The sequence below is a fragment of the Comamonas piscis genome, from assembly GCF_014109725.1.
GTDB classification, from domain to species: domain Bacteria; phylum Pseudomonadota; class Gammaproteobacteria; order Burkholderiales; family Burkholderiaceae_C; genus Comamonas; species Comamonas piscis.
This window is the reverse complement of record NZ_CP058554.1, coordinates 4,410,743-4,436,131: the sequence shown is the minus strand read 5'-3', so window position 1 is coordinate 4,436,131 and position 25,389 is coordinate 4,410,743. Positions and strand designations below refer to the sequence as shown.

Sequence of the window (25,389 nt, the reverse complement as noted above, 5' to 3'; positions counted from 1 at the left end):
AGGCAATAAAAAACGGCCTAGGCGATAAGCCTAGGCCGTTAAGAGTGGTGGGCCCTGAGTGATTCGAACACTCGACCAACGGATTAAGAGTCCGCTGCTCTACCAACTGAGCTAAGAGCCCGAAACTGTTGCACCTTGGGAATGCTTTGTTTCGGTGGCCTGCGCGAAATCGCAAGCCAGAAAAATGTGGTGGGCCCTGAGTGATTCGAACACTCGACCAACGGATTAAGAGTCCGCTGCTCTACCAACTGAGCTAAGAGCCCACATTTCTTGCTGTCAGCAGTGCGCTGCAGCAAGCCTTGTATTATGCACTATTTTTACACCTGCCCGGAGAAATACCGATATCCGTCGCGGTTTTTTCGGGCAAGCCCGTCGCAACGAAGGCAAAAACGGCCCGGACATCGCCAGGCCGTCTCCGTCTTGCGCAAGCAACGGCTTACATCAACAGGTGTTCGCCGGCGTTGTCACCGCCCAGGATCACATAGTTCACCTTGCGGATATCCATCAGGTGCTTGCCGCCTGCGTAGCTGATGGAGGATTGCACATCCTGCTCCATCTCGGTCAGCGTATCCTGCAGCTTGCCCTTGATGGGTTCAAGGATGCGCTTGCCCTCGACGTGCTTGTACTCGCCCTTGTTGAAGTCGCTGGCCGAGCCGTAGTATTCCTTGAACAGCTCGCCGTCGAGCTCGACGGTCTTGCCGGGCGACTCTTCATGGCCTGCAAACAGCGAGCCGATCATCACCATCGTGGCGCCAAAGCGGATGCTCTTGGCAATGTCGCCATGGCTGCGGATGCCGCCGTCGGCAATGATGGGCTTGGTAGCGACGCGTGCGCACCACTTGAGCGCCGACAGCTGCCAGCCGCCGGTGCCAAAGCCGGTCTTGAGCTTGGTGATGCAGACCTTGCCCGGGCCCACGCCCACCTTGGTGGCATCGGCGCCCCAGTTTTCCAGGTCAATCACCGCCTCGGGGGTGGCCACATTGCCAGCGATCACAAAGGCTTCTGGCAGCTTTTCCTTGAGGTAGCCGATCATGTTCTTCACGCTGTCGGCATGGCCATGGGCGATGTCGATGGTGATGTATTCGGGGCAGATGTCGTCGGCCACAAAGCGGTCCACCACTTCGTAGTCGGCCTGCTTGACACCCAGCGAGATCGATGCGAACAGGCCTTGCGACTGCATGGCCTTGGTGAAGGCCAGGTTGTCGATGTCAAAGCGGTGCATCACATAGAAGTAGCCGTGTTGCGCCAAAAACTTGCAGATCTTCTCGTCCAGCACGGTCTTCATGTTGGCAGGCACCACCGGCAGGCGGAAAGTGCGGTTGCCGAGCACGACGCTGGCGTCACATTCAGAGCGGCTTTCCACGCGGCACTTGCGGGGCAGCAAAAGAATGTTGTCGTAGTCGAAGATTTCCATTTGATTCCAAGCTCCATAAAAGGTCGCTGCGAACTATTTCGCTGCGATGGGGCGCTTGGCTTGGAGACCGGCTTGTCAGAGCGTTCTTCGCATCGGAAGGCCCTGAATTGTGCTGTTGCAGGCACAAAAAAACCGGGTCACAAGAAACTTGGGCCCGGTGACTGATTCTAGCAGCATGCACCGGCTTTGCAAAAGCCTTGCCAGCCGCTGCAGTATGCGATGGCGGCCTGCCGCAGGCGGGGGCGCTCGCCCGGCTAGCGCCTCGCTGGCTTGCCGATCTCCCTACAATGGGGGGATGGATTCGAATGATTTGTTTGCGCCGCCAGATGCCGCTGGCGATGGGCATTTGCCGCTTCTCAATGGCCTCAACGACGAGCAGCTGGCCGCTGCCACCCTGGAGGGCGGCCATGCGCTGATTCTGGCCGGTGCCGGCTCGGGCAAGACGCGGGTGCTGACCACGCGCATCGCCTGGCTGCTGCAAACCGGCCGGGCCACGCCTGGCGGCATTTTGGCGGTGACCTTCACCAACAAGGCCGCCAAGGAGATGCTGAGCCGCCTGTCCACCATGCTGCCCATCAATGTGCGCGGCATGTGGATTGGCACTTTCCACGGGCTGTGCAACCGCATGCTGCGCGCGCATTACAAGTCGGCCAACCTGCCCCAGGCGTTCCAGATTCTCGACACCCAAGACCAGCTCTCGGCCGTCAAGCGGCTGTGCAAGCAGTTCCAGGTGGATGAGGAAGCGTTGCCGCCCAAGCAGCTGCAGTACTTCATCAGCGGTTGCAAGGAAGAGGGGCTGCGCCCGTCGGACGTGCAGGCGCGCGACACGGCCGAGCGCAAGAAGGTCGAGCTCTACCAGCTTTACGAAGAGCAATGCCTGCGCGAAGGCGTGGTCGATTTTGGCGAGCTGATGCTGCGCTCCTACGAGCTGCTGCGCGACAACCTGCCGATCCGCCAGCACTACCAGCACCGCTTTCGCCACATGATGGTTGATGAGTTCCAGGACACCAACCGCTTGCAGTACCTCTGGCTCAAACAGCTGGCGGGCGATATGGTGGCTGGCCAGTTCCAGTCGCACAGCAGCGTGATTGCGGTGGGCGATGACGACCAGAGCATCTACGCCTTCCGCGGTGCGCGCGTGGGCAATATGCAGGATTTTGTGCGGGAGTTCGATGTGCGCCAGCAGATCAAGCTGGAGCAGAACTACCGCAGCTACAGCAATATTCTCGACAGCGCCAATGCGCTGATCAGCCACAACAGCAACCGCCTGGGCAAGAACCTGCGCACCGACCAGGGCCCGGGCGAGCCGGTGCGCGTGTCCGAAAGCGCGACCGACATGGCCGAGGCGCAGTGGATGGTCGAAGAGATCAAGTCCCTGGTCAAAAGCGATGGCTTTGCGCGCAGCGAAATCGCCGTGCTCTACCGCAGCAATGCGCAGAGCCGGATTCTGGAAACCAGCCTGTTCAATGCCGGCGTGGCCTACCGCGTGTATGGCGGCTTGCGCTTTTTTGAACGGGCGGAAATCAAGCATGCGCTGGCCTATCTTCGCCTGCTCGAGAACCCGCATGACGACACCAGCTTTATGCGGGTGGTCAACTTTCCGCCGCGCGGCATTGGCGCCCGCACCACCGAGCAGTTGCAGGAAGGCGCGCAGGCCGCCGGCTGCTCGCTGTACGACGCGGTCACTGCAGTGGCCGGCAAGGCGGGCACCAAGCTGCAGGCTTTTGTGGCCATGGTCGATGTGCTGCGCGAGGAAACCCAGGGCAAGACCCTGCGCGAGACCATCGAGCGCATGCTGGTGGTCAGCGGCCTGATCGAGCACTACCAGAGCGAAAAAGAAGGCGCGGACCGCATCGACAACCTGGGCGAACTGGTGACCGCCGCCGAGAGCTTTGTCACCCAGGAGGGCTTTGGCAAGGATGCGGTGGCCATTCCGCTCGATGAGCAACAGGCCATGGGTGTGCCCGGCAGCGGGCAAAGCCCCGTCAGCCAGGGGCTGGACCCGGATGCACCAGCGCTTGATATCCAACTGCCTGATGCCGCCAACCCCGCCATGGTCAACCCCGACACCGGCGAGACCTTGTCACCGCTGGTCGCCTTTTTGACCCATGCGGCGCTGGAGGCGGGGGACAACCAGGCGCAAGCGGGCCAGGATGCCGTGCAGCTGATGACGGTGCATGCCAGCAAGGGCCTGGAATTTGATGCGGTGTTTATCGGCGGGCTGGAAGAGGGCCTTTTCCCCCACGAGAACGCGATGACCGACACCGGCGGGCTGGAGGAAGAGCGCCGCCTGATGTATGTGGCCATCACCCGGGCGCGCAAGCGCCTGTACCTGAGCACCTCGCAGACCCGCATGCTCCACGGCACCACGCGCTACAACGTGCGCAGCCGCTTCCTGGATGAGCTGCCCGAAGAGGCGCTCAAATGGCTGTCGCCCAAGCATTCGGGCTTTGGCAGCGGCATGGGCAGCTTGGCCTATGGCGGCGGTGCTGGCCGCGCATCCAGCGGCGGCGGCTATGGCGATGCAGCCCCCAATATGTGGGGCAAAACCCCCGTGCCGGCACAGAAGGCCGAGCCTGCGCATGGCATCAAAAAGGGTGCCAATGTCTTCCACAACAAGTTTGGCGAAGGCAAGGTGCTGGCGGTGGAAGGCACGGGCGACGATGCCCGCGCGCAGGTGAACTTTCCGCGCCATGGCACCAAGTGGCTGGCGCTGTCGGTGGCCAAGCTGACGGTGGTGTGAGCGCCTGATCCCGCAACGCGCAAAGCGGCAGCCATAAAAAAGCCCGGGCTGTGTGGCACAGGCCGGGCTTGTTAGATGTGCAGAGGCTCAGAGCGCGACGCTGTCGCTCTGTTCCGGTGCCTCAAAGCAATCGCGAAAGCTGAACACCACCGAGCTGAGGAACATCGCGGCCAGCATCACCGAGCCGGCAATGGCAATCGCTGCCGCCGCCCAGGCGCCCAGCAGGGTGCCCAGCAAGGCAGACAGCAGCGCCATCGCAATGCCAAAGCCGATGCCGACGGCCATCCAGGCGAGGCCAAACATCGTGAAGGCGCCGATATTGCGGCTGCAGGCAATCAGGCTGAAGAACACTGCCTTGATGGCGGGCACCTTGTGCCAGTAGATGAGGCCAGGCGCATGCCAGAACAGCAAGGACAGCGGAATGTAGAGCAGCATGGTCGCGAACATGGCCTGCTGGAAGGCGGGCTGCTCGACGATCTCGCGGGTGATCTCGCCGCCCATCAGGTTGAGGCGGGCGAACTGGCCGCCGTCAAACAGCGCGGAAAAGCCCAGCACCAGCAAGAACGACAGTGCATAGAAGACGCCCAGCACGACGAAGGAATTGCGGCGTTCCTTGTCTACCCGCAGCGCGGCCAGCACCACTGGCAGAGTGGGGCGCGTGCCCTGCGCGGCCAAGGCGGCGCCAATCATCATGCACAAGGTGGATACCGGCAACAAGGCCAGTGCGATAAAGGTGCCGGCAATCGGGATGGCCCCGATCAGGGACATCACCATCATCGATAGAAAGAACAGCGAGGTCAGGGCCAGGGCCTGTGTCTTGAAGGTTTTGAAGCCGTCTTGCACCCAGGTCACACCCTGGCGGGCAGTGGCGATACGAAGTTTCATGCACCAGCGCTGCAGCGCGGGCTGCAGCGATAAATAATCAAAGGGGATGGCGCACTGTAACCCATGCGCCCAAGGGGCAGGCGCCTATGTGGGCTTGCTGCGCGCGCGCGCGCGCTGGTTGGATCAAACCAGTTGGTAAGGCGTGGCCAGGCGTTCGCGCAGCACCCGCTCGAAGTGGGTCGGGTCGTGGGGCTTGAGCAGCGAGGCCTCGCGCGGCAGGTAAAAATCCCAGAGCCGCGAGATCCAGAAGCGCAGTGCGCCGGCGCGCAGCATGGCGTTGAGCAGTTCGCGCTCGCAGGCCTGCAGCGGGCGCACAGCCTGGTAGGCGGCCAGCAGCGCATCGGCGCGGGGCTTGTCGATGGCGCCGGTGGCCAGGTCGATGCACCAGTCATTGATGACCACGGCAATATCGAACAGCCAGGTATCGACACCGGCAAAGTAGAAGTCAAAGATGCCCGTCAGCGTTTCGCCTTCGAACATGGCGTTGTCTCGGAACAGGTCGGCATGCACCGGGCCGCGCGGCAGTGCGGTATAGGCCGAACTTTGCGCCACATGGTTTTGGTAGGCCAGCTCGCTGCGCAGCAGCTCGGCAGTGGCGGTATCCAGGTAGGGCAGCACCACCGGCACCGTCTCGTTCCACCAGGGCAGGCCACGCAAATTGGGCTGCTGGCGCGGGTAGTCGACACCTGCCTGGTGCATCTTGGCGAGCACCTCGCCCAGCGATTGGCAATGCGCTGCCTGGGGCGCCAGCTGGCTCTTGCCGGGCAGCTTGCCGACGATGGCGGCGGGCTTGCCTTCGACCTGCAGCAGGATATCGCCGGTCCTGCCATCGGCCTGGGGCTCGGGCACGGGCACGCCAGCCTTGGCCAGGTGCTTCATCAGGTAGAGGTAGAAAGGCAGCTGGTCGGCGCGCAGGCGCTCGAACAGGGTCAATACATACTCGCCCTGGCTGGTGGTCAGAAAGTAGTTGGTGTTTTCAATACCGCCTTCAATACCGCGCAAGGAGACGAAATCGCCCAGCGGGACGCGTTTGAGCAAGGCTTTCGCAGCCTTGTCGGAAACTTCGGTGAAAACAGCCATGGATGTATATCGTCACTACAAAAACAAGGCCAGCCTCAGTGGCTGGCCTGGCCCGCATGCTGGCGGGAGCAAAGACGCGATTATCGCAAGCCTGCGTGAGTACAGGCTAATTGCTGTGGTATCTGGATCAGAAATTGCCGATGTTCCAGACGCGCTTCTTGTTCTGGGTCTCGCCAAAACCATCAGGGCGGCTGCGTGCGCCGTCGGTGGGCTTGACCTCATAGGCCGGCATATTGCCCACCTTGGGTTGCACATGGATGCTCTGGGTCTGGCCACCAATACGCACCTCGTCAATGCGGCTGCCAGCGTCTTCCACGCGAATGTACTCGGCCTTCTGGTTGTACTTGTCGTTGGCGGGCGCCGCGTCGGCAGGGGCCGCCGGCTGTGCGGCGGGCTGCTCAGCCGGGGCTGCGGTTTGCTGGGCCAGCGCAGGGGCTGCCAGCACCAGTGCCAGGGCCTGGGCGATAAAAGAAGTGGTAATTGCGCGCATGGATCGATTGTAAGTTGTCGCCCGGTGTTTGCGTACCGGGCACAATGTCAATATGCGTAATCCTCCTACTTTAGTGCTGGTGGACGGTTCCAGCTATCTGTACCGTGCCTACCATGCCATGCCCGACCTCCGTGCGGTTCCCGGCGACTCTGCCAGTCCGGCTACCGGAGCCATCCGGGGCATGATCAATATGATGCAGGCGTTGCGCAAAGACATACAGGCTGAGTACGCGGTCTGTGTTTTCGACGCCAGCGGCCCGACCTTCCGCGACGAACTCTATACCGAATACAAGGCCACCCGCTCGCCGATGCCCGACGACCTGCGCTCGCAGATCGCCCCCATCCACGAGGTGGTGCAGCTGCTGGGCTGGAAGATCCTGGCCGTGCCCGGCGTCGAGGCTGACGACGTCATCGCCACCCTGGCGCAAATGGCTTCGCAGCAGGGTATCCAGGTCATCGTCTCCAGCGGCGACAAGGATTTGAGCCAGCTGGTCAACGAGCATGTGACCATCATCGACACGATGAATGGCAAGCGCCGCGATGTTGCCGGGGTCACCGCCGAGTTTGGCGTGCCTCCGACGCAGATGGTCGAGTACCAGGCCCTCGTGGGCGATACCGTGGACAACGTGCCCGGCGTCAGCAAGGTGGGCCCCAAGACCGCTGCCAAGTGGCTGGAGGAGCATGGCTCGCTGGACCAGTTGATTGCCAAAGCCGACACGATCAAGGGCGTTGCCGGTCAGAACCTGCGTGATGCGATCGCCAGCGGCCAGCTGGCGCTGAGCCGCCAGTTGGTGACGATGAAGACCGACTGCGCGCTGGGCGACTACATCCAGGGCCTGCCCGCCTTCGATGGCATCACCCTGGGCGAGCCCGATGCCACTGGCCTGGCCCCGTTCTATGAGCAATATGGCTTCAAGGGCTTGGCGCGGTCGCTGGGTTCGGCCGCTGCTGCACCTGCAGCCAAAAAGGCGGCAGGCGACAGCCCAGCCGGCCAGGCGGGGCTGTTTGACAGCGATGATGCTGCTGCGACCGAGGTCGCCATCGAGGCCCAGCAGCGCGATGTGGTCTACCACACGATCTTGACCGAGGCTGATCTAGATGCCTGGCTGACCAAGCTGCAAATGGCAGAGCTGACCGCGCTGGACACCGAAACCGATTCGCTCGACGAGATGCTGGCCCGCATTGTCGGCATCTCCTTCAGCGTGCAAGTGGGCGAGGCGGCCTATGTGCCACTGCGCCATGAAGGCCTGGATGTGCCCGAGCAACTGCCTTTGGACCTGGTGCTGGCCAAGCTCAAGCCCTGGCTGGAAGACGCCAGCAAAAAGAAGCTCGGCCAACACGTCAAATACGACCAGCATGTGCTGGCCAACCACGGCATCCGCGTGCAAGGCTATGCGCATGACACCATGCTGCAGTCCTATGTGCTGGAGGCCGACCGCCCCCACAACCTGGGCAGCCTGGCGCTGCGCCACACCGGCCGCAAGGGCATCAGCTACGAAGACCTCTGCGGCAAGGGCAAGGGCCAGATCCCGTTTGCCCAGGTGCCGGTAGACAAAGCCGCCGCCTACAGCTGCGAAGACTCGGACCAGACCCTGGATGTGCACCGCGTGCTGTGGCCGCGCATCGAGGCCAACGCCGGCCTGGCGCATATCTATGCGTTGGAGATGCAGACCAGCGAGGCGCTGTTCCGCATTGAGCGCAATGGCGTGCGCATTGATGCGCCTGAGCTGGCGCGACAGAGCAACGACCTGGGACGGCGCATTCTGGCGCTGGAGGCAGAGGCCTATGAGATCGCCGGCCAGCAGTTCAACCTGAGCAGCCCCAAGCAGCTCGGCGAGATCTTTTTTGACAAGCTGGGCCTGCCGGTGGTGAAGAAAACTGCCACTGGCGCGCGCAGCACCGACGAAGAAGTGCTGGAAAAGCTGGCCGAGGACTACCCGCTGCCGGCCAAGATCCTGGAGCACCGCTCGCTGTCCAAGCTCAAAGGCACCTATACCGACAAGCTCGCGCAGATGGCCTTGCCCAGCGATGGGCGCGTGCATACCCACTATGCGCAGGCGGTGGCCGTCACCGGCCGCTTGTCCAGCAACGACCCCAACCTGCAGAACATCCCCGTGCGCACCGCCGAAGGCCGCCGCATCCGCGAGGCCTTTGTCGCGCCCGAGGGCAAGCTGATTGCCAGTGCCGATTACTCGCAGATCGAGCTGCGCATCATGGCCCACCTCTCGGGCGACGAGGCACTGCTGAACGCCTTCCGTGACGGGCTGGATGTTCACCGTGCCACCGCCGCCGAGGTGTTTGGCGTGGCGGTGGACCAGGTCAGCAGCGAGCAGCGCCGCTATGCCAAGGTCATCAACTTCGGTTTGATCTACGGCATGAGCAGCTTTGGCCTGGCCAAGAACTTGGGCATCGAGACCAAGGCCGCTGCCGCCTATATCGACAAGTACTTCCAGCGCTACCCCGGCGTCAAGCGCTATATGGACCAGACCGTGGAGCTGGCCCACACGCAAGGCTATGTCGAGACGGTGTTTGGTCGCCGCCTGGTGCTGCCCGAGATCAATGGCGGCAACGGCCCGCGCAAGAAAGCGGCCGAGCGGGCCGCCATCAATGCCCCCATGCAGGGCACTGCGGCCGATCTGATCAAGAAGGCCATGGTCGCCGTGCAGGCCAAGCTCGATGCGGAAAAGCCGGATGTGCTGGTCATCATGCAGGTGCATGACGAACTGGTGTTCGAGCTACCTGCTACCGAGCAAGACTGGGTGCGCAGCGAGATCCCGGCGATCATGGCCGGCGTGGCAGATCTGGCCGTGCCCTTGCTGGCCGAAATCGGCTTTGGCCCCAACTGGGAAAAGGCGCACTAAAGCGCCGTCAAGCGCCGACCCAAGCCCTGTCAGCTGCACAGGGTTTGGGGCAGTTAATGCAACTGCGTTGCAACAAAGTGCTACCATGCGCGGCATGTTTGAGGGGGCAGCGGTGCCCGGCGGCTGCCTGCATGGGCAGCCTGCAGGCCCGTGGAGAAGGCGTATCGGTTAAGCCCGGCCCCTGCTGAAGGATGGTTTCATGACTTTGATAGCGATTGTGCTGGCGACCTTGGCCGCTGGTTTGGGCAGCGTCTGGGTGGCCGCTGCGCTGATGCGCACCGGCATTGGCAGCCAGGGCAGCCGTTTTGGTGCCCAGCACCTGCTGAGCCTGGCCGCTGGCGCCTTGCTTGCCACTGCCTTTGTGCATTTGCTGCCCGAGGCTTTTGAGAGCCAGATCAACCCCAAGGCACTGTTTGTGGTGCTGTTGCTGGGGCTTGTATTTTTCTTTTTGCTGGACAAGGCCGAGCTCTGGCACCACGGCCATGAGCACCGCCATGCGCCGCCCGAAGAGCGTGGCCATGCCCATGGCGACCCTGCGGATGCTACGCATGCCGATGGCCAACATGGCCATGCCCACCACCACCACGGTCACACGCACAGCAACAACGCAGGCCGCTGGTCACTGCTGACCGGCGACAGCGTGCATTGCTTTGGCGACGGCATCTTGATTGCTTCGGCCTTCATGGCCGATATGTGGCTGGGCATTGTGGCGGCCATCTCGGTGCTGGCCCATGAGGTGCCGCACCACATGGGTGACCTGGTGGTGCTGTCGGGCAATGGCGGCCGCAGCCAAAGCAAGATTGCGCTGCTCAAGCTGTCGCTGGCCGGCGCAGTCACCGCCCTGGGCGGCATCGTGGGCTATTTTCTGGTCAGCTCCTTGTCTGCATTTCTGCCGTACTTTCTGGCCGTTGCGTCAAGCAGCTTTATCTATGTGGCACTGGCCGATCTGATTCCTCAGCTGCAGCGCCAGCTGTCGGCCAAGCAGACGGTGCAGCAGGTGGTCTGGCTGGCAGTGGGCATGATTGTCGTCAGCGCGGTCAGCACCTGGGCGCATGGCGACCATGAGCATGGCCATGCGCATGAAAGCACAGAGCAGCATGAAGGCCATAGTGACCACGACGGCCACAAGCACTGAGCGAGTCTAAGGCGCCCGGCCCGGCCAGGTCAGGCCAGGCCAGGGGCCGGGCCTCGTCAATCGCTGGCGCGCAGGTGGCTCTTGTTGGCCAGCAAGGCCCGCACCACCGGTAACTGGCGGCGCGATACGAGCAGCACATCGGCAATGCCGAACAAGCGCAGCTGCCAGCCATCGCTATCGTCAACCTCGTAGGCCTTTTCCAGGCAGCGTATCGCCCCCGGCGCCACCAGCGCATTGCGGTGCACGCGCAAGTAGCGCTTGGCAAAACGCGTTTCCAGGTCATTGAGGCTGCCGGACCACAGGTATTCATGGCTGGCGGTGCGCACCGTCACATATTTCAACTCGGATTTGAAGTACAGCACGTCGGCCAGGCGCACCCGCTCGCTTCGGCCCCGGTCGGTGATCAGCAAGCTGTCGGCATCCGGCTCGGGATCGGGCTGGGCGGGTGTCTGGCGCAAGGCCTGGGCCTGGGCGACCAGGGCCACTTTGTGCAGCGCGGCAGCCAGGCGCTCGCGCCGTACCGGCTTGGTCAGGTAGTCCGCGGCATTCACTTCAAAGGCGTTCAGCGCATGCTCGGGGTGGGCGGTGACAAACACCACGGCCGGGCCGGGCTGCAAGGCCTGCAACTGGCGCGCCATGTCCATGCCGCTGGGGCCGGGCATGTGGATGTCGAGCAGCAGCACATCAAAGGCCTGGCCCAGCTCCGCCGCGCTGGCCAGGGCACGCAGTGCCTCGGGCACATTGGCGGCCTCATGCACGGCGCTGGGTGCCGGGGTCATCTCGACCAGCAAGCGCCGCAGCCGGCTTCGGGCCAGGGTTTCATCATCCACAATCAATACTCGCATGGGCGCCTATGCTAGCGGAGGCGGGGCCAGGCTGCCAACACCGGCCGTCATGTATTTGCACCCGCTCAAGCCGGAATGCTGATGCGCACCATGTAGATGCCATCCTTGCTGCTGGCCTTGAAGTCGTACTCCAGGTCGTAGAGCAGACGCAGGCGCTTTTTCACATTCAGCACGGCCGTGCCGGTGCCGGCGCGGCGCTCGGGCTGCGGGCTGCTGAAGGGGCGCGGTGTGGTGTTGATGATCTGGATCTGCACCATATTGCCCCGGCGGCGCGTGGCAATGCTGATGCGGCCATGGCCGTGGCTGGGCTCGATACCATGCTTGACGGCGTTTTCCACCAGCGGCTGCAGAAACAGCGGTGGCACGGTGGCGGTGTCGGCGCGCGAGTCCAGGTTCCAGCGCACCGCCATGCGGTCGTCAAAGCGGATTTGCTCAATCGACAGGTAGCGCCGCGCCAGCATCACCTCTTCGGCCAAGGTCGACGCCTCGCGCTTTTCGGTCAGCGCATGGCGGAAGAGGTCGCTCAGGTCCTCCAGCATGGCCTCGGCTTTATGCGGATGGTCCTGCACCAATGCGATGGCGCTGTTGAGCGCATTGAAGAGAAAATGCGGCCGGATGCGCGCCTGCAGCTCGGCCAGGCGGGCAGTGGTGGCTGCCGGTGTGCGGGCCTGGGCACGCCACTGCAGGCCCACCACCACCATGGCCGCCAAAAAGCCGCCGGCCGTGGCGCTGGCCAGCCAGGCGGTTTGTGCGGACAAGGTGGCCCACTGGTACAGCATGGCCGCCAGCAGCCCGCAGGCCACGCCCAGCGCGGCCCCGGCCAGGTACTGCAACTGCGTGCTGCAGCGCTGCAGCTGCTTTTTTTGCTGGCAGGCCAGCACCAGCCACAGCAGGCTGGCGGGCAGCACCACGGCGGTGAGCAGGGCCAGCTGAAAGAACCAATCGGCCAAGCCGTTGGCGCCAAAGGCGGCGGCAATCGCCACCACGGTCTCGACCAGGGCCACGGTGCGGCCGATCACGCTGGCAGTGCAGGCATCAAACACATAGGCCGTGCCGACGATGGCTTCGCGCGGGGCAGGATTAGTTGATGTTGCTGGCATGGTCGTGCAGGGTCGATAAAATCGGGGTTTTTCGCCCAGGGCTTCGGCGGGCCACAGGCACAGCACCGGGGGCTGTGTTTCCGCAGCGCAACTGGCAGCTTAACCCGAATATTGCGACCTTCATGTCTACACCACAAGCTTCGTCTCCTTCGCACAACCAGCTCGATTCCAAGTCCGAAGCCTGGTCGGCGCTGTTCTCCGAACCCATGAGCGATCTGGTCAAGCGCTATACCTCCAGCGTGTTTTTTGACAAGCGCCTGTGGCAGGCCGACATCCAAGGCAGCCTGGCCCATGCGCAGATGCTGAGCGCCCAGAACATCATCGGCGCGCAAGACCTGGCCTCCATCGAGCAGGGCATGGCGCAGATCACCTCGGAGATCGAGGCGGGCAGCTTTGAGTGGAAGCTGGACCTGGAAGACGTGCACCTGAACATCGAGGCGCGCCTGACCCAGCTGGTGGGCGATGCCGGCAAGCGCCTGCACACCGGCCGCAGCCGCAACGACCAGGTCGCCACCGATGTGCGCCTGTGGCTGCGCGGCGAGATCGACCTGATCGAAGGCCTGCTGGGTGAGCTGCAGCTGTCGCTGGTCGAAGTGGCCGAGAAGAACGTCGAAGTGATCCTCCCGGGCTTTACCCACCTGCAAGTGGCCCAGCCCGTGAGCTTTGCCCACCACCTGCTGGCCTATGTGGAAATGTTCAAGCGCGATGCCGAGCGCATGCTCGATGTGCGCAAGCGTGTCAATGTGCTGCCGCTGGGCTCTGCCGCGCTGGCTGGCACCACCTACCCGCTGGACCGCGAGCGTGTGGCCCAGACCCTGGGGATGGAAGGCGTGTCGCAGAACTCGCTGGACGGCGTCAGCGACCGCGACTTTGCCATTGAATTCACCGCAGCGGCGTCGCTGTGCATGGTCCACATCAGCCGCCTGTCTGAAGAGCTGATCATCTGGATGAGCCAGAACTTTGGCTTTGTGCGCATTGCCGACCGCTTCACCACCGGCTCGTCGATCATGCCGCAGAAGAAGAATCCCGATGTGCCCGAGCTGGCCCGCGGCAAGACTGGCCGTGTGGTCGGCCACCTAATGGGCCTGATCACCTTGATGAAGGGCCAGCCGCTGGCCTACAACAAGGACAACCAGGAAGACAAGGAGCCGCTGTTCGACACCGTGGATACCTTGAAAGACACCTTGCGCATCTTCGCCGAGATGATCGGCGGCCAGGTCAACCCTGCGACCGGCGCCAAGGAAGGCGGCATCACCGTCAATGCCGACAATATGCGTGCCGCTGCGCTGAAGGGCTATGCCACCGCTACCGATCTGGCCGACTATCTGGTCAAGAAGGGCCTGCCTTTCCGCGATGCGCACGAGACCGTGGCGCATGCCGTCAAGCTGGCCACGCAAAAGGGCGTGGACCTGACCGAGCTGCCACTGGCCGAGCTGCAGGCCTTCAACCCCAATATCGACGCCGATGTGTTCGAGGCGCTGAGCCTGGAAGGCTCGCTGAATGCGCGCAATACCCTGGGCGGCACGGCGCCTGTCCAGGTGCGTGCCCAGCTGGCCAAGCACCGCGTGCGTCTGGCATAAGCCTTGCTTGAATGGCCTGTCGTCCTTCTACCTGAAAGCTAAGCATGTCCTTGAGCCGCCGCCATTTCTCCCAACAACTGCTGGCTGCCGCTGCGGCCGGGGGGCTGGCCGTGCCCAGCTGGGCGGCGGGCTATAACAAGGGCAAGCCAGTGCGGCTGCTGGTGGGTTTCCCGCCCGGCGGCGGCACCGACGTGATCGCGCGGCTGCTGGCCGAGAAGATGAAGGACAGCCTGGGCACCTCGGTCGTGGTGGAGAACAAACCTGGCGCGGGCGGCCAGATTGCGGCGCAGATCCTCAAGGCTTCGCCGGCCGATGGGGCGACCTTCTTTGTCACCCACGACCACACCATCTCCATCCTGCCCCAGGTCGTCAAGAGCCCGGGGTTTGATCCGCATGCGGACTTTGTGCCAGTGGCGGGGTTTGCCAGCTTTGTCAATGCGCTGGCCGTCTCCGAAGGCCTGGGCGTGCGTACGTTCGAGGCCTATCTGCAGTGGCTCAAAAAGCAGGGCGGCAAAAGCGCGGTGGGCATCCCTGCGCCCGCATCAACGCCGGAGTTTCTGGTGCGCGTGCTCAACCAGCGCTTCAAGACCGATCTGGTCTCTGTGCCGTACCGGGGCAGCGCGCCGATGCTGGCCGACATGATGGGCAACCAGATCCCTGCCGGCATTGGCTCGGTGCAGGACTTTATCGAAAGCCACAAGGCCGGCAAGGTGCGGGTGCTGGCGGTGCTGGGCGGCAAGCGCCAGCAGGCCCTGCCCGATGTGCCGACCTTCAGCGAACTCGGTCTGCCAGGTTTGGAAGATATGCCGTACTACGGTGTCTATGCGGCAGCTGGCACCCCGCCCGACATGGTGCAGGCGGTATCGGAGGCGGTTGCCAAGGCCGTGGCCGCCCCCGATGTGCAGCAGCAGCTGGTGGGCATGGGCTTGAGCGTGGGCTATATAACGCCCGAGCAACTGCTGGCGCGCGAGCGGGCCTATTCGGCGGTGTGGACCCGTATCATTCGCGACAGCGGCTTTCAGCCGCAGTGACATTGAACGCTGCGCAGGGGGGAACCAGCGCCTCCAGGCGCAGCGCCTTGGCAAGCGGCAAGCCGCATCAATAGGTTCATCTTGTTGCCAAATGAAACACCGGCCAGCGCCGGGCGGCTAGCCCACACTCCGGCAGGCTAATTTTGGTACGCTCTCACCATCCTAGGGGAGAGCTCCGTGAATACAACATTACAACGCTGGCTGGCGGGCGCAGGCTGGGCAGCGCTGGGCCTGTCGGCCCATGCCACAACTATCACATCGGTGTCACCGCAGGGTGAGGTAGCCCGGGTCCGGCAAATAGTCGTCAAGTTCGATGCGGCCGTGGTGCCGATGGGTGATCTGCGCGCGGCCGCGCCGGTCAAGCTGGACTGCGACAACAAACAGGCCCAGAGCCAGGGAACAGGACGCTGGACGGGCCCCCGTGAATGGGTGTTTGACCTGGCCGATGACCTACCTCCAGGGGTGCGCTGCACGGTCGAGAAGGTCGCCAACCTCAAGGATGCCGCTGGCGAGCCGGTCAAGGGCGCTGCCAAATACAGCTTTGCGACCGGTGGCCCATCGGTGACGCGCATTGTGCCCGGCAGCTACCAGGCGCTCGACAGCCGCCAGTTCTTTGGCCTGCAGTTCAATGCCGATGTGGTGACCTCCAGCGTTGAAGAAAGCAGCTGGTGCGCGGTCAAGGGCATTGGCGAGCGCATTCCGGTGCGGCTCTTGCATGCCTCGGAGTCCGACCATTTCATGCAAAGCCAGTTTGGCCGCGATGCACTGCAGCAAAAGCCGCGCCGCTATGTGGCCTTGCAATGCCAGCGCGCGCTGCCTGAGGGCGCGCAGATGAGCCTGGTGGTGGGTGCAGGGGTGAGCACGGACAACGGCGTCAAACAGACCCGCGAACGCCGTTTTGACTACCAGGTGCGCCCGCCCTTCACGGCCGAGTTCAGCTGCGAGCGTGCCAATGCGCAAGCCGGCTGCCTACCGATCCGCCCGCTCAATGTGTTCTTCAGCGCCTCGGTGGACCGCAAGCTGGCTGAAGGCATCTATCTGGAGACTTCCAAGGGCCGGGTCAAGGCCAGCTTTGCCGATGATGGCGATGACAGCGAAGTCAGCCGCCTGCAGTTTGCGCCGCCGTTTGGCGAGAAGGAGACGATGCGCATCGTCCTGCCCCAGGGCTTCAAGGACGAATCCGACCGGCCGCTGGCGAATGCCAACCTGTTCCCGCTGCAGGTACAAAGCGGCCTGATGCCGCCCCTGGCCAAATTTGCCGCCTCGCCCTTTGGCGTGGTCGAGCGCTTTGCCGAAGGTGACAAGGGCCCGGCCATGTTCCCGGTGACCTTGCGCAATGTGGAGCAAGACCTGCAGATCCAGGGCCTGTCGATTGAGGACAAGGGCACCGTCTCGACCCTGCAGCTGCAAAGCGATGCCGACATCATCCGCTGGTACCGCAAGCTGCAGCGCTGGGACAACTGGCAGGTCAGCCGTAAACAGGCCGCACTGGATAGCAAGAGCCTGCTGCCCAATGTGCTGCCCGATGGTGACAAACAGAATGTCGAGACGCGCATGCTCTCGCTGCTCGACGGCCAGGCCAGCGGCAAGAAGCTGGCCCTGCCCAAGACCGACAGCAAGGACCCGCGCCCCTTCGAGGTGGTGGGCATTCCGCTGGAGACCGGTTTCCATGTGGTCGAAATCGCCTCGCCGATGCTGGGCGATGCGCTGCTGAACACGGACTACGACAGCGCCCGCCGCGTGATGTATGTGCGCAGCTCTGCGTTGGTGACGAATTTGGGCGTGCATTTCAAGCTCGGCCGCGAAAACGCCATGGCCTGGGTGACCAGCCTGGACAAGGGCAAGCCGGTGGCCAATGCCCAGGTGCGCATCTCCACCTGCGATGGCAAGACCTTGGTACAAGGCACGACGGACAAGGACGGCGTGGCCCGTTTTGACAAGCTCGACACCCAGGCGCAGGTGCGCTGCGAGGCTGGCGCCAACAGCGACACCAACTCGGCCTATTTTGTGAGCGCCCGCGCCACGGTTGACGGCAAGCAGGACATGGCCTTTGTCTGGAGCGATTGGCAACGCGGTATCGAGAGCTGGCGCTTCAACCTGGAAACCGACAGCAGCCCCGTGCAGGATGTCATCGCCCACACGGTGCTGGACCGCAGCCTGCTGCGCGCTGGCGAGACGGTGTCGATGAAGCACCTGATCCGCAGCCAGACCATGGGCGGCCTGGGCCTGCCCGGCAAGGAGCAGTTGCCCAACCAGGTGGTCATTACCCACCAGGGCAGCAACGATGAGTTTGTGCTGCCCATCAGCTGGGACCGCCCAGGCCAGGGCCTGTCGGCGGTGTCGGAGTTCAAGATTCCCAAATCGGCCAAGCTGGGCAGCTACAGCATCAGCCTCAAGGGCGGCAAGGGCAAATGGGGCTCGATGGAGATGCAGACCACCTCGTTCCGGGTGGAAGAGTACCGGCTGCCGGTGTTCAAAGGCAGTGTGACACCCGATGTGCCAGCACCGATTGTGCAACCCGGCAAGCTGGGCGCGCAGGTGCAGCTGTCTTATCTGTCGGGTGGCGCAGCGGCCAAGGAGGCCGTCAAGGTCTCGGCCGCGATCCAGTCGCATGCGGTGAGCTTTGAGGACTACGACACGTTCTCGTTCGGCCGGCCTTACCTGAGCCGCAAACTGCCCGGTGCGGGCAACGACGGCGAGGACTACAGCAATGACCGCCGCGTGATTGCCGACAAGCTGGCGCTGACCCTGGACGCCAATGGCGTGGGCAAGGCCGTGATCGAGGAGGTGCCTACGTCCGTGGCGCCGCAGGATCTGCTGCTGGAGGCCAGCTTCTCCGACCCCAATGGTGAGGTGCAGACCATCAGCAACCACAGCGTGATCTGGCCTGCCTCGGTGGTCGCCGGCATCAAGGCCGAGAACTGGGCTTCTACCGATAAAAAGCTGAGCTTCCAGGCACTGTCGCTGACACCCTCGGGCAAGCCCGTCTCTGGCGTCAAGCTGCAGGTGCGCGCGGTGGCGCGTGTGGTCACCTCCACCCGCAAGCGCATGGTCGGCGGCTTCTACAGCTACGAGAACCATGAGAGCTACAAGGACCTGGGCATTGTCTGCAGTGGCAAGAGCGATGCCAAGGGCCTGCTGGCCTGCGACACCCAGCTGAACGAAGGCGGCGAGACCGAGCTGATCGCCGAGGCGACCGATGACAAGAACCGCAGCTCCAAGGCTGCGACCTCGGTCTGGGTGACCAAGCAGGGCGAGCTGTGGTTTGGCGGTGAAGACACCGACCGCATGGACCTGCTGCCGGAAAAGAAATCCTACAAGGTGGGCGACACCGCACGCTTCCAGGTGCGCATGCCCTTCCGCGAAGCGACGGCGCTGGTGACGGTGGAGCGTGAAGGCGTGCTGTCCAGCCAGGTCATCACCCTGCGCGGCGACGACCCCACGGTCAGCCTGAAGGTGCAAGAGGGCTGGGGCCCGAATGTCTATGTCAGCGTGATGGCCCTGCGTGGCCGCCTGCGCGAAGTGCCTTGGTACAGCTTCTTCACCTGGGGCTTCAAATCGCCGCGTGAATGGTGGACCTCGTTCTGGTACGAGGGCAAGGAATATGTGGCCCCGACGGCCCTGGTGGACCTGTCCAAGCCTGCCTACCGCCTGGGTGCGGCCGAGATCCGTGTCGGCATTGCCGACCGCCAACTGGCCGTGACCGTCAAGAGCGACAAGGAAAACTACCGCATTCGCAACACTGCCAAGGTGACCATCGAAGCCAAGCTGCCTAATGGCAAGCCAGCTGCAGGTGCTGCCGTGTCGGTGGCCGCGGTGGACCAGGCGCTGCTGGAGCTCAAGAGCAATGACACCTGGGCGCTGCTCGAAGCCATGTACCAAAAGCGGTCCTGGGGCGTGGAGACCTCCACCGCCCAGATGGAGATCATTGGCCGGCGCCACTATGGCCGCAAGGCGGTGGCGGCGGGCGGCGGCGGTGGCAATGGCCAGACCCGTGAGCTGCTCGACACCCTGCTGCTGTGGCAGCCCAATGTGGTGCTGGATGCGAACGGCCGCGCCGAGGTGGATGTGCCGCTCAACGACGCGCTCACCAGCTTCAAGATCGTAGCCGTGGCCGAGAGCGGGCTGGAGCTGTTTGGCACTGGCAGCACGCAGATCCGCACCTCGCAGGAGCTGCAGATCATCAGCGGCCTGCCGCCGCTGGTGCGCGATAGTGACCGCTATGACGCCCAGGTCACCCTGCGCAACACCACCAACAAGCCCATGCAGGTGCTGGTCACCCCCAAGGCGACCTTGCTGCAGCTGGAGCCGCAGACGGTGGAGATCGCCGCCAACGAGGCCCGCACCGTGAGCTGGAGCGTGACGGCACCGGCCGAGATGTCGCAAAGCCGCCAGGGCGAGCTGCTGTGGGAGATCAGCGCCAAGGACAAGCAAAGTGATGCCGCCGATGCGCTCAAGGTGAGCCAGCGCGTGGTGCCCGCTGTGGCGGTGGAGACCCTGCAAGCGACCCTGGTGCAACTGGACGGCAGCCTCGATATGCCCGTCAGCGCACCGGCCGATGCCTTGCCCGGCCGGGGTGGCCTCAAGCTGTCGCTGGTGCCGCGCCTGGCCGAAGGCCTGCCGGGTGTGCGTGACTGGTGGCGTGCCTACCCCTACGCCTGCCTGGAGCAGACCACGAGCAAATCCATCGGCATGCAGGATGCAGCGCTGTGGAAGAGCACGATGGAGCGCCTGCCCACCTACCTGGATGGCGATGGCCTGGCCAACTACTTCCCGCCGCAAGCGGGCAGCAGCAACACCGGCAGCGATGCGCTGACCGCCCATTTGCTGCAGGCCGCTTTCGAGATGAAGCGGATTGACCCGGCCTTTGCGATCCCCGCAGCGCCGCTGGGCCGCATGCAAGACGCGCTGGCCCGCTTCATCGATGGCCGCATCGAGCGCAAGTTCTGGAGCCCTCGCTCCGATCTGGAAGTGCGCAAGCTCGCTGCCATCAACGCCTTGGCGCTCTATGGCAAGGCCCAGCCGCGCATGCTGACCAGCATCCAGATTGCGCCCAACGACTGGCCTACCCAGAGCGTGGTGGACTGGCTGTCGATCCTGGGCCATATGAAGGATGCGCCCAACCGCAGCAAGCTGATGGAAGAGGCCAACCAGATCCTGCGCGCGCGCCTGAGCTACCAGGGCACCAAGGTGCTGTTCGCCAACGAGAACAACGACTACTGGTGGTGGCTGATGCAAAACGGCGATACCACCCTGGCGCGTTTCCTGCTGGTGGTGATGGACGACCCAGCCTGGAAGGACGACATGCCGCGCTTGGCCAGCAGCTTTATCAGCCGCCAAAAGAGTGGTGCCTGGACGACGACCACGGCCAACCTCTGGGGCGCGCTGGCGCTGGAGCGCTTCTCGCGCACCTATGAGTCGATCCCGGTGACCGGCACGACCGAGGCCAGCATGGCCGGCAAGTCTGGCACGGTGGACTGGAGCCGCGTGACCAAGGCGCAAGACGCCATCAAGTTGCTGGCCCAAGGCGGCAAGCGCATGCCCGGCCCGACCGAGCAGGTGGCGCAGTGGCTGAACAACACCATCGACCTGCCCTGGGCCAGTGGCAACCAGAGCCTGAAGGTGCAGCAAAAGGGCACCGGCAAGCCTTGGTTGACGGTGCAGTCGCAGGCTGCGGTGCCGCTCAAGCAGCCGCTGTCGGCGGGCTACACCATCAGCAAAACGGTGGTGGCGGTGGAGCAGGCCAACAAGAACCTGCCCGCTGGCCAGTACACCCGGGGCGATGTGCTACGCGTGACCCTGGAGGTGAACGCCAGCGCCAATATGACCTGGGTGGCGATCACCGATCCGATCCCGGGTGGCGCCACCATCCTGGGCAGCGGCCTGGGCCGGGATTCGGCACTGTCCACCGCGGGCGAGAAATCGACCGGCTGGGGCTGGAAGGCGTTTGAGGAGCGGTCGTTCGAGAGCTACCGCGCCTACTACGGCTACCTGCCGCAGGGCAAGCTCAGCCTGCAGTACAGCTACCGGGTCAACAACACGGGAGAGTTTGCGCTGCCATCGACCCGCGTCGAGGCGCTGTATGCGCCCGAGATGTTTGGCATGGCACCGAATCCCAAGGTGACGGTTGTGCCCGTCGCACCATGAGGCTACGCGCTATAGCCCGCTGGCGGCTGCTGGCCCTGGCCTGCCTGGTGCATGCACCACTGGCCCAGGCTGTGCCCAGCTATGGCGAGGTGCGGCAGGATTTCAGCTCGTCGGAGACGCGCGTGCTGTCGCGCGAAGGCGAGCTGCTGCAGCGGGTGCGCACCGACAGCACCGTGCGCCGGGGCGACTGGGTGGCCTTGGGCGATGTATCGGCCGCGCTGCGCACCGCCATGCTGCTGAGCGAGGACAAGCGCTTTTATGAGCACGCCGGGGTGGACTGGGCCGCCGTGACCTCCGCTGCCTGGGGCAACCTCTGGAACCAGCGCACGCGCGGGGCCAGCACCATCAGCATGCAGCTGGCGGGCCTGCTCGATGGCGACTGGCGCCGCAGCAATGGCGGCCGCTCGGTGGTGCAAAAGGTGGGCCAGACAGTGGCTGCCCAGGTGCTGGATAGACGCTGGCAGAAAACCCAGATCCTGGAGGCCTACCTGAACCTGGTGCCTTTCCGGGGCGAGCTGGTGGGCATTGATGCGCTGTCGCGCACCCTGTTTGACAAGGCCCCGCATGGCCTGGATGACCGCGAGGCAGCGGTGGCCGCCGCACTGGTGCGTGCGCCCAATGCGCGGCCCGCCCAAGTGGGCCAGCGCGCCTGCGGCGTGCTCAAGGAGATGCGGCGCGACCCGAAAGTGGACTGCGAAGCAGTGGTGTTTTTCACCGAGATTGCACTGAAAAAACGCGCCTTTGATGCCAGCGAAGGCATTGCGCCGCACTTCAGCCGCATTGCGCTGCGTGAGGCGCGGCAAGCTACCTCCGGCGCTGCCAGCAAGCAGACGGCAGCCGCCAGCCTGCGCACCACCTTGAGCGCACCTTTGCAGCGCTTTGCGGTAGACAGCCTGGGCCAGCACCTGCAGGCCTTGCAGGGCAGCAATGTACAAGACGGCGCCGTGCTGGTGCTGGACAACGCTAGCGGTGAAGTGCTCGCCTGGGTGGGCTCATCGGGCGCACTGAGCCAGGCGCAGGCGGTGGATGCGGTGCTGGCGCCACGCCAGCCGGGCTCTACCCTCAAGCCCTTTCTCTATGGCCAGGCGATTGCCGAGCACAAGCTGACGGCGGCGTCGCTGATCGAGGATTCGCCAGCGCGTATCCCGACGGCCAGCGGCCTCTATATTCCGCAGAACTACGACCGCAGCTTCAAGGGCTGGGTGTCGGTGCGCACGGCGCTCGGCGCGTCGCTGAATGTGCCGGCGGTGCGCACCCTGGTGATGGTCGGGGTGGATGATTTCTTTGACCAGCTGGTGCGCCTGGGCATGCCGATGCGCGAGAGCGGTAGCTATTTTGGCTACAGCCTGGCGCTGGGTAGCCCCGATATTCCGCTGGTACAGCTGACCAATGCCTACCGCGCGCTGGCCAATGGCGGGCGCTACAGCCCGGTGGCCTATGCGCGTGGCGGCAAGCCGCAGTTCCGCCAGGCCATGGATGCGGGTGCGGCTTATGTGGTGGGCGATATGCTGGCCGATGGCAATGCCCGCGTGCGCACTTTTGGGATGGACAGCGTGCTGGGCACACGCAGCTGGGCAGCCGTCAAAACCGGCACCAGCAAGGACATGCGGGACAACTGGGCCGTTGGCTGGTCAGACCGCTTCACGGTCGGCGTCTGGATTGGCAATGCCAGCGGCGAGGCCATGCATTCGGTCAGCGGCACCAGCGGTGCAGCGCCCGTGTGGGCCAGCATCATGGCCTTTTTGCACCAGGGCCAGCCCAGCCGCGCGCCCAAGCCGCCGGCAGATTTGCGCGCGCAGTGGGTGGATTTTGGAGCGGCGCCTGCTGGCCAATCCGGGGCCGGTTTTCCGCTGGAAGCGCGGCGTGAAGAATGGTTTTTGGCCGGCACCGCGCAGCCACGCTTTGCGCTCGATGGCCAGGCGACCGGGGTCGATGAAATGGTGGGCGGCCGCAGCCTGGCTGGGCGATCTGCTGATGCCAATGGCTCTGCCGCACCGCCCGCTGTGCGCATCTTGGCCCCTGCTAACGGCACGATTGTCGCGGTAGACCCGGACATTCCACCCGACCGCCAGCGCCTGCAGTTAGTCGCTGATTCAGCCGCTGCGCGCTGGCGCATCGATGGCAAGGATGTAGCAAGGGGCGCCCGCTGGGCCTGGCTGCCCTGGCCGGGCCGCCACCAGGTGGAGCTGGTCAATGCGCAAGGCGAGGTGTTGGACAGCATCCGCCTGGAAGTGCGCGGCGCTGGCGTGAAGCACTCCAAGCGTTAAGGATGCAGCAGCTGCCTGCAATGAGGCAGCTGCTGCGCTGACAGCGGCTTCTTAATCAACCACGACGGCGGTGCCGCTGGCGGAGACCATCAGCATGCCGTTGTCCTTGCCCAGCACTTCATAGTCCAGGTCGATGCCGACGACGGCATTGGCGCCCAGCGCCTTGGCGCGCTCCTGCAGCTCGGTCAGTGCAATGTCTCTGGCCTTTTGCAGCTCTTTCTCGTAGGTGCCCGAGCGGCCGCCGACGATGTCGCGGATGCCGGCAAACCAGTCCTTGAAAAAGTTGGCGCCCAAGATAGCCTCGCCATTGACGATGCCGCAGTAGCGGCTGATGCGCTTGCCTTCAATGCTGGGTGTGGTCGTGACGATCATGGGGTAACTCCAGCGTGATCAGTTGGCGAGCGCGCGCAGCAGCTTTTGGCCGGCGCGGCCATCGGCCTTCATGCCCAGGCGGTTTTGCTCGGCCTTGATGGCCTCACGCGTCTTGGCCCCGATCATTCCATCGGGCTCGCCAATCGCATAACCCCGGGTCAGCAGCGCCTGCTGCAGCTCCTTGTTCTGGGCGCGCGACAGGCCCAGGTCATCGGTCGGCCAAGGGGTGACAAAGCTGATCTGGCTTTGCTGGGTGTCGGCCACCAGATTGGACAGCTGGGCAATGGCCAGGCCATAGTTTTCCGAGGCGTTGTAGCTGTAGAGCGCATCAAAATTGCGCCCCACCAGGAAGGCCGGGCCACCGGCGGCGGGAATCATCAGGCCAGCCGATGGCAGCGAATCCGGCAGCGGATCGCCATTGACCAGGGTGACACCGGCCGAGCGCCAGAAGGCGAGCGGCTTTTTGTTCTTGCGGCCGGCATCTGCCGTGCTGAACCCGCCGGGCAGCTTCACCTCAAAGCCCCAGGGCTGGCCCGGGCGGTAGCCGGCGTTCTTCAAAAAGGTGGCGGTCGAGGCCAGCGCATCGGGCACGCTGTCGACGATGTCGCGGCGCCCATCGCCGTCAAAGTCCACAGCGCTGCGGAAGAAGGTGGAGGGCATAAACTGGGTCTGGCCAAAGGCACCGGCCCAGGAGCCCACCAGCTTGGATTCGGCAATATGGCCTTCTTGCAGAATACGCAGCGCGCTGGCGAACTCACCCCGGAAGTAAGCCTGGCGGCGGCCAAAGCAGGACAAGGTGCCGAGCGACTGCACCAGGGAGCGGCCGCCCAGGTTCTGGCCGAAGTTGCTCTCCACGCCCCAGACGCCGATGACGATCTGCGGGGATACGCCCGTGCTCTGTTCGATCTTGTCCAGGGTGTCCTTCCACTTGGCATAGGCGGCGCGGCCTTCGGCCACGCGCTGCTCATCGACCAGCACGGCGATGTAATCCCAGACGGGCATCGTGAACTCCGGCTGGCGGTTGAGCAGGGGCAGCACGGTCGCATCGGGCTGGAGCTGCCCGGTGTACTGGCTGAAGGTGGCGGGGGTGATGGCGGCAAAGGCCTTGCTGCTGCGCAGCTCGCTCAGGCAGGACTGGAACTCGGCCTCGCTCAGATTCGGCGGCTCTTGCGGTGCGCTGGTTTGGGCAAAAACGGCGAAGGCGGCAAGGCCCAGGCTGGCGGCGGTGGCGAGCTGGCGCATCGCGGGGAGGGGGCGGCGGAACATCATCCAGGCAATATACCTGCTTGCCCCGGCCACAGCGCTGGTAAACCCGCAAGTCGCGACCATTGCTTACGCTTTTGCAGCGCCGGGATATGCGGGTAAACCCAAAAATATATGCGCTGCACCATAGCGCCTATCGCTGGCTTGTTATGGCTGGCGCTGCGCGGCACACTACGC

General features: G+C 64.1%; 15 protein-coding genes and 2 tRNA genes. 7 read left to right on the top strand and 10 right to left on the bottom strand.

The window, feature by feature from the left end; translation table 11 throughout:
* Positions 1 to 45 precede the first annotated feature (45 nt).
* From HS961_RS19965 to HS961_RS19955, 3 genes are all read right to left on the bottom strand, one after another.
* Positions 46 to 121, bottom strand: a tRNA-Lys gene (locus tag HS961_RS19965).
* Between the two features lie 66 nt (positions 122 to 187).
* Positions 188 to 263, bottom strand: a tRNA-Lys gene (locus HS961_RS19960).
* Positions 264 to 436: 173 nt separating this feature from the next.
* The gene (locus HS961_RS19955) at positions 437 to 1,414 is read right to left on the bottom strand and encodes a GMP reductase (protein WP_182325003.1); all 978 of its coding nucleotides are present in this window, start codon (positions 1,412 to 1,414) and stop codon (positions 437 to 439) included.
* Between the two features lie 295 nt (positions 1,415 to 1,709).
* Between HS961_RS19955 and HS961_RS19950 the strand changes: the two genes are divergently transcribed.
* Positions 1,710 to 4,157, top strand: coding sequence for a UvrD-helicase domain-containing protein (locus HS961_RS19950; protein ID WP_182325001.1), 2,448 nt, complete (start codon positions 1,710 to 1,712; stop codon positions 4,155 to 4,157).
* A gap of 87 nt (positions 4,158 to 4,244) precedes the next feature.
* Here the strand turns inward: HS961_RS19950 and HS961_RS19945 are convergent, their stop codons facing one another.
* The 3 genes from HS961_RS19945 to HS961_RS19935 form a co-directional block, all read right to left on the bottom strand.
* On the bottom strand, positions 4,245 to 5,042 hold the full coding sequence (locus tag HS961_RS19945; RefSeq protein WP_182324999.1) for a BPSS1780 family membrane protein: 798 nt from the start codon (positions 5,040 to 5,042) through the stop codon (positions 4,245 to 4,247).
* 123 nt (positions 5,043 to 5,165) lie between these two features.
* Positions 5,166 to 6,122: a homoserine kinase gene (locus HS961_RS19940; RefSeq protein ID WP_182324997.1), complete on the bottom strand. Its 957-nt coding sequence runs from the start codon at positions 6,120 to 6,122 to the stop codon at positions 5,166 to 5,168.
* A gap of 127 nt (positions 6,123 to 6,249) precedes the next feature.
* A complete protein-coding gene (locus HS961_RS19935; protein ID WP_182324995.1) occupies positions 6,250 to 6,612 on the bottom strand; it encodes a hypothetical protein in 363 nt (120 codons plus the stop codon).
* A 52-nt stretch (positions 6,613 to 6,664) separates the two neighbouring features.
* Here HS961_RS19935 and polA point away from each other — a divergent pair, with 52 nt between their 5' ends.
* Complete coding sequence (gene polA / locus HS961_RS19930) at positions 6,665 to 9,472, top strand: DNA polymerase I (RefSeq protein ID WP_182324993.1); 2,808 nt, start codon at positions 6,665 to 6,667, stop codon at positions 9,470 to 9,472.
* A 199-nt stretch (positions 9,473 to 9,671) separates the two neighbouring features.
* The gene (locus HS961_RS19925; protein ID WP_182324991.1) at positions 9,672 to 10,607 is read left to right on the top strand and encodes a ZIP family metal transporter; all 936 of its coding nucleotides are present in this window, start codon (positions 9,672 to 9,674) and stop codon (positions 10,605 to 10,607) included.
* A 56-nt stretch (positions 10,608 to 10,663) separates the two neighbouring features.
* Here HS961_RS19925 and HS961_RS19920 read toward each other — a convergent pair whose 3' ends face one another.
* Positions 10,664 to 11,452 (bottom strand): LytR/AlgR family response regulator transcription factor, encoded by a 789-nt coding sequence (locus HS961_RS19920; RefSeq protein ID WP_182324989.1) that lies wholly within the window; start codon positions 11,450 to 11,452, stop codon positions 10,664 to 10,666.
* A 65-nt stretch (positions 11,453 to 11,517) separates the two neighbouring features.
* On the bottom strand, positions 11,518 to 12,552 hold the full coding sequence (locus tag HS961_RS19915) for a sensor histidine kinase (protein ID WP_182324987.1): 1,035 nt from the start codon (positions 12,550 to 12,552) through the stop codon (positions 11,518 to 11,520).
* Between the two features lie 122 nt (positions 12,553 to 12,674).
* Here HS961_RS19915 and argH point away from each other — a divergent pair, with 122 nt between their 5' ends.
* The 4 genes from argH (at position 12,675) to pbpC (ending at position 23,577) form a co-directional block, all read left to right on the top strand.
* On the top strand, positions 12,675 to 14,132 hold the full coding sequence (gene argH, locus HS961_RS19910; protein WP_182324985.1) for an argininosuccinate lyase: 1,458 nt from the start codon (positions 12,675 to 12,677) through the stop codon (positions 14,130 to 14,132).
* Between the two features lie 44 nt (positions 14,133 to 14,176).
* The gene (locus tag HS961_RS19905; RefSeq protein ID WP_182324983.1) at positions 14,177 to 15,163 is read left to right on the top strand and encodes a Bug family tripartite tricarboxylate transporter substrate binding protein; all 987 of its coding nucleotides are present in this window, start codon (positions 14,177 to 14,179) and stop codon (positions 15,161 to 15,163) included.
* A gap of 177 nt (positions 15,164 to 15,340) precedes the next feature.
* Positions 15,341 to 21,310, top strand: a complete 5,970-nt coding sequence (locus HS961_RS19900) for an Ig-like domain-containing alpha-2-macroglobulin family protein (protein ID WP_238347675.1) — start codon at positions 15,341 to 15,343, stop codon at positions 21,308 to 21,310.
* Positions 21,307 to 23,577: a penicillin-binding protein 1C gene (gene pbpC, locus HS961_RS19895; RefSeq protein ID WP_182324982.1), complete on the top strand. Its 2,271-nt coding sequence runs from the start codon at positions 21,307 to 21,309 to the stop codon at positions 23,575 to 23,577. The genes HS961_RS19900 and pbpC overlap by 4 nt, the downstream gene beginning before the upstream one ends.
* A gap of 51 nt (positions 23,578 to 23,628) precedes the next feature.
* On the opposite strand, the gene HS961_RS19890 is transcribed toward pbpC, so the two are convergent.
* Both HS961_RS19890 and HS961_RS19885 read right to left on the bottom strand, forming a co-directional pair.
* Positions 23,629 to 23,949: a heavy metal-binding domain-containing protein gene (locus HS961_RS19890; RefSeq protein ID WP_182324980.1), complete on the bottom strand. Its 321-nt coding sequence runs from the start codon at positions 23,947 to 23,949 to the stop codon at positions 23,629 to 23,631.
* 18 nt (positions 23,950 to 23,967) lie between these two features.
* Positions 23,968 to 25,191, bottom strand: coding sequence for a lytic murein transglycosylase (locus tag HS961_RS19885; RefSeq protein WP_182324978.1), 1,224 nt, complete (start codon positions 25,189 to 25,191; stop codon positions 23,968 to 23,970).
* Between the last annotated feature and the right edge of the window lie 198 nt (positions 25,192 to 25,389).

Bases quoted from the DNA above. Each gene is read 5' to 3' on its own strand.
- HS961_RS19955 (WP_182325003.1), bottom strand. From the start codon at position 1,414: ATGGAAATCTTCGACTACGACAACATTCTTTTGCTGCCCCGCAAGTGC.
- HS961_RS19950 (WP_182325001.1), top strand. From the start codon at position 1,710: ATGGATTCGAATGATTTGTTTGCGCCGCCAGATGCCGCTGGCGATGGG.
- HS961_RS19945 (WP_182324999.1), bottom strand. From the start codon at position 5,042: ATGAAACTTCGTATCGCCACTGCCCGCCAGGGTGTGACCTGGGTGCAA.
- HS961_RS19940 (WP_182324997.1), bottom strand. From the start codon at position 6,122: ATGGCTGTTTTCACCGAAGTTTCCGACAAGGCTGCGAAAGCCTTGCTC.
- HS961_RS19935 (WP_182324995.1), bottom strand. From the start codon at position 6,612: ATGCGCGCAATTACCACTTCTTTTATCGCCCAGGCCCTGGCACTGGTG.
- polA (WP_182324993.1), top strand. From the start codon at position 6,665: ATGCGTAATCCTCCTACTTTAGTGCTGGTGGACGGTTCCAGCTATCTG.
- HS961_RS19925 (WP_182324991.1), top strand. From the start codon at position 9,672: ATGACTTTGATAGCGATTGTGCTGGCGACCTTGGCCGCTGGTTTGGGC.
- HS961_RS19920 (WP_182324989.1), bottom strand. From the start codon at position 11,452: ATGCGAGTATTGATTGTGGATGATGAAACCCTGGCCCGAAGCCGGCTG.
- HS961_RS19915 (WP_182324987.1), bottom strand. From the start codon at position 12,552: ATGCCAGCAACATCAACTAATCCTGCCCCGCGCGAAGCCATCGTCGGC.
- argH (WP_182324985.1), top strand. From the start codon at position 12,675: ATGTCTACACCACAAGCTTCGTCTCCTTCGCACAACCAGCTCGATTCC.
- HS961_RS19905 (WP_182324983.1), top strand. From the start codon at position 14,177: ATGTCCTTGAGCCGCCGCCATTTCTCCCAACAACTGCTGGCTGCCGCT.
- pbpC (WP_182324982.1), top strand. From the start codon at position 21,307: ATGAGGCTACGCGCTATAGCCCGCTGGCGGCTGCTGGCCCTGGCCTGC.
- HS961_RS19890 (WP_182324980.1), bottom strand. From the start codon at position 23,949: ATGATCGTCACGACCACACCCAGCATTGAAGGCAAGCGCATCAGCCGC.
- HS961_RS19885 (WP_182324978.1), bottom strand. From the start codon at position 25,191: ATGCGCCAGCTCGCCACCGCCGCCAGCCTGGGCCTTGCCGCCTTCGCC.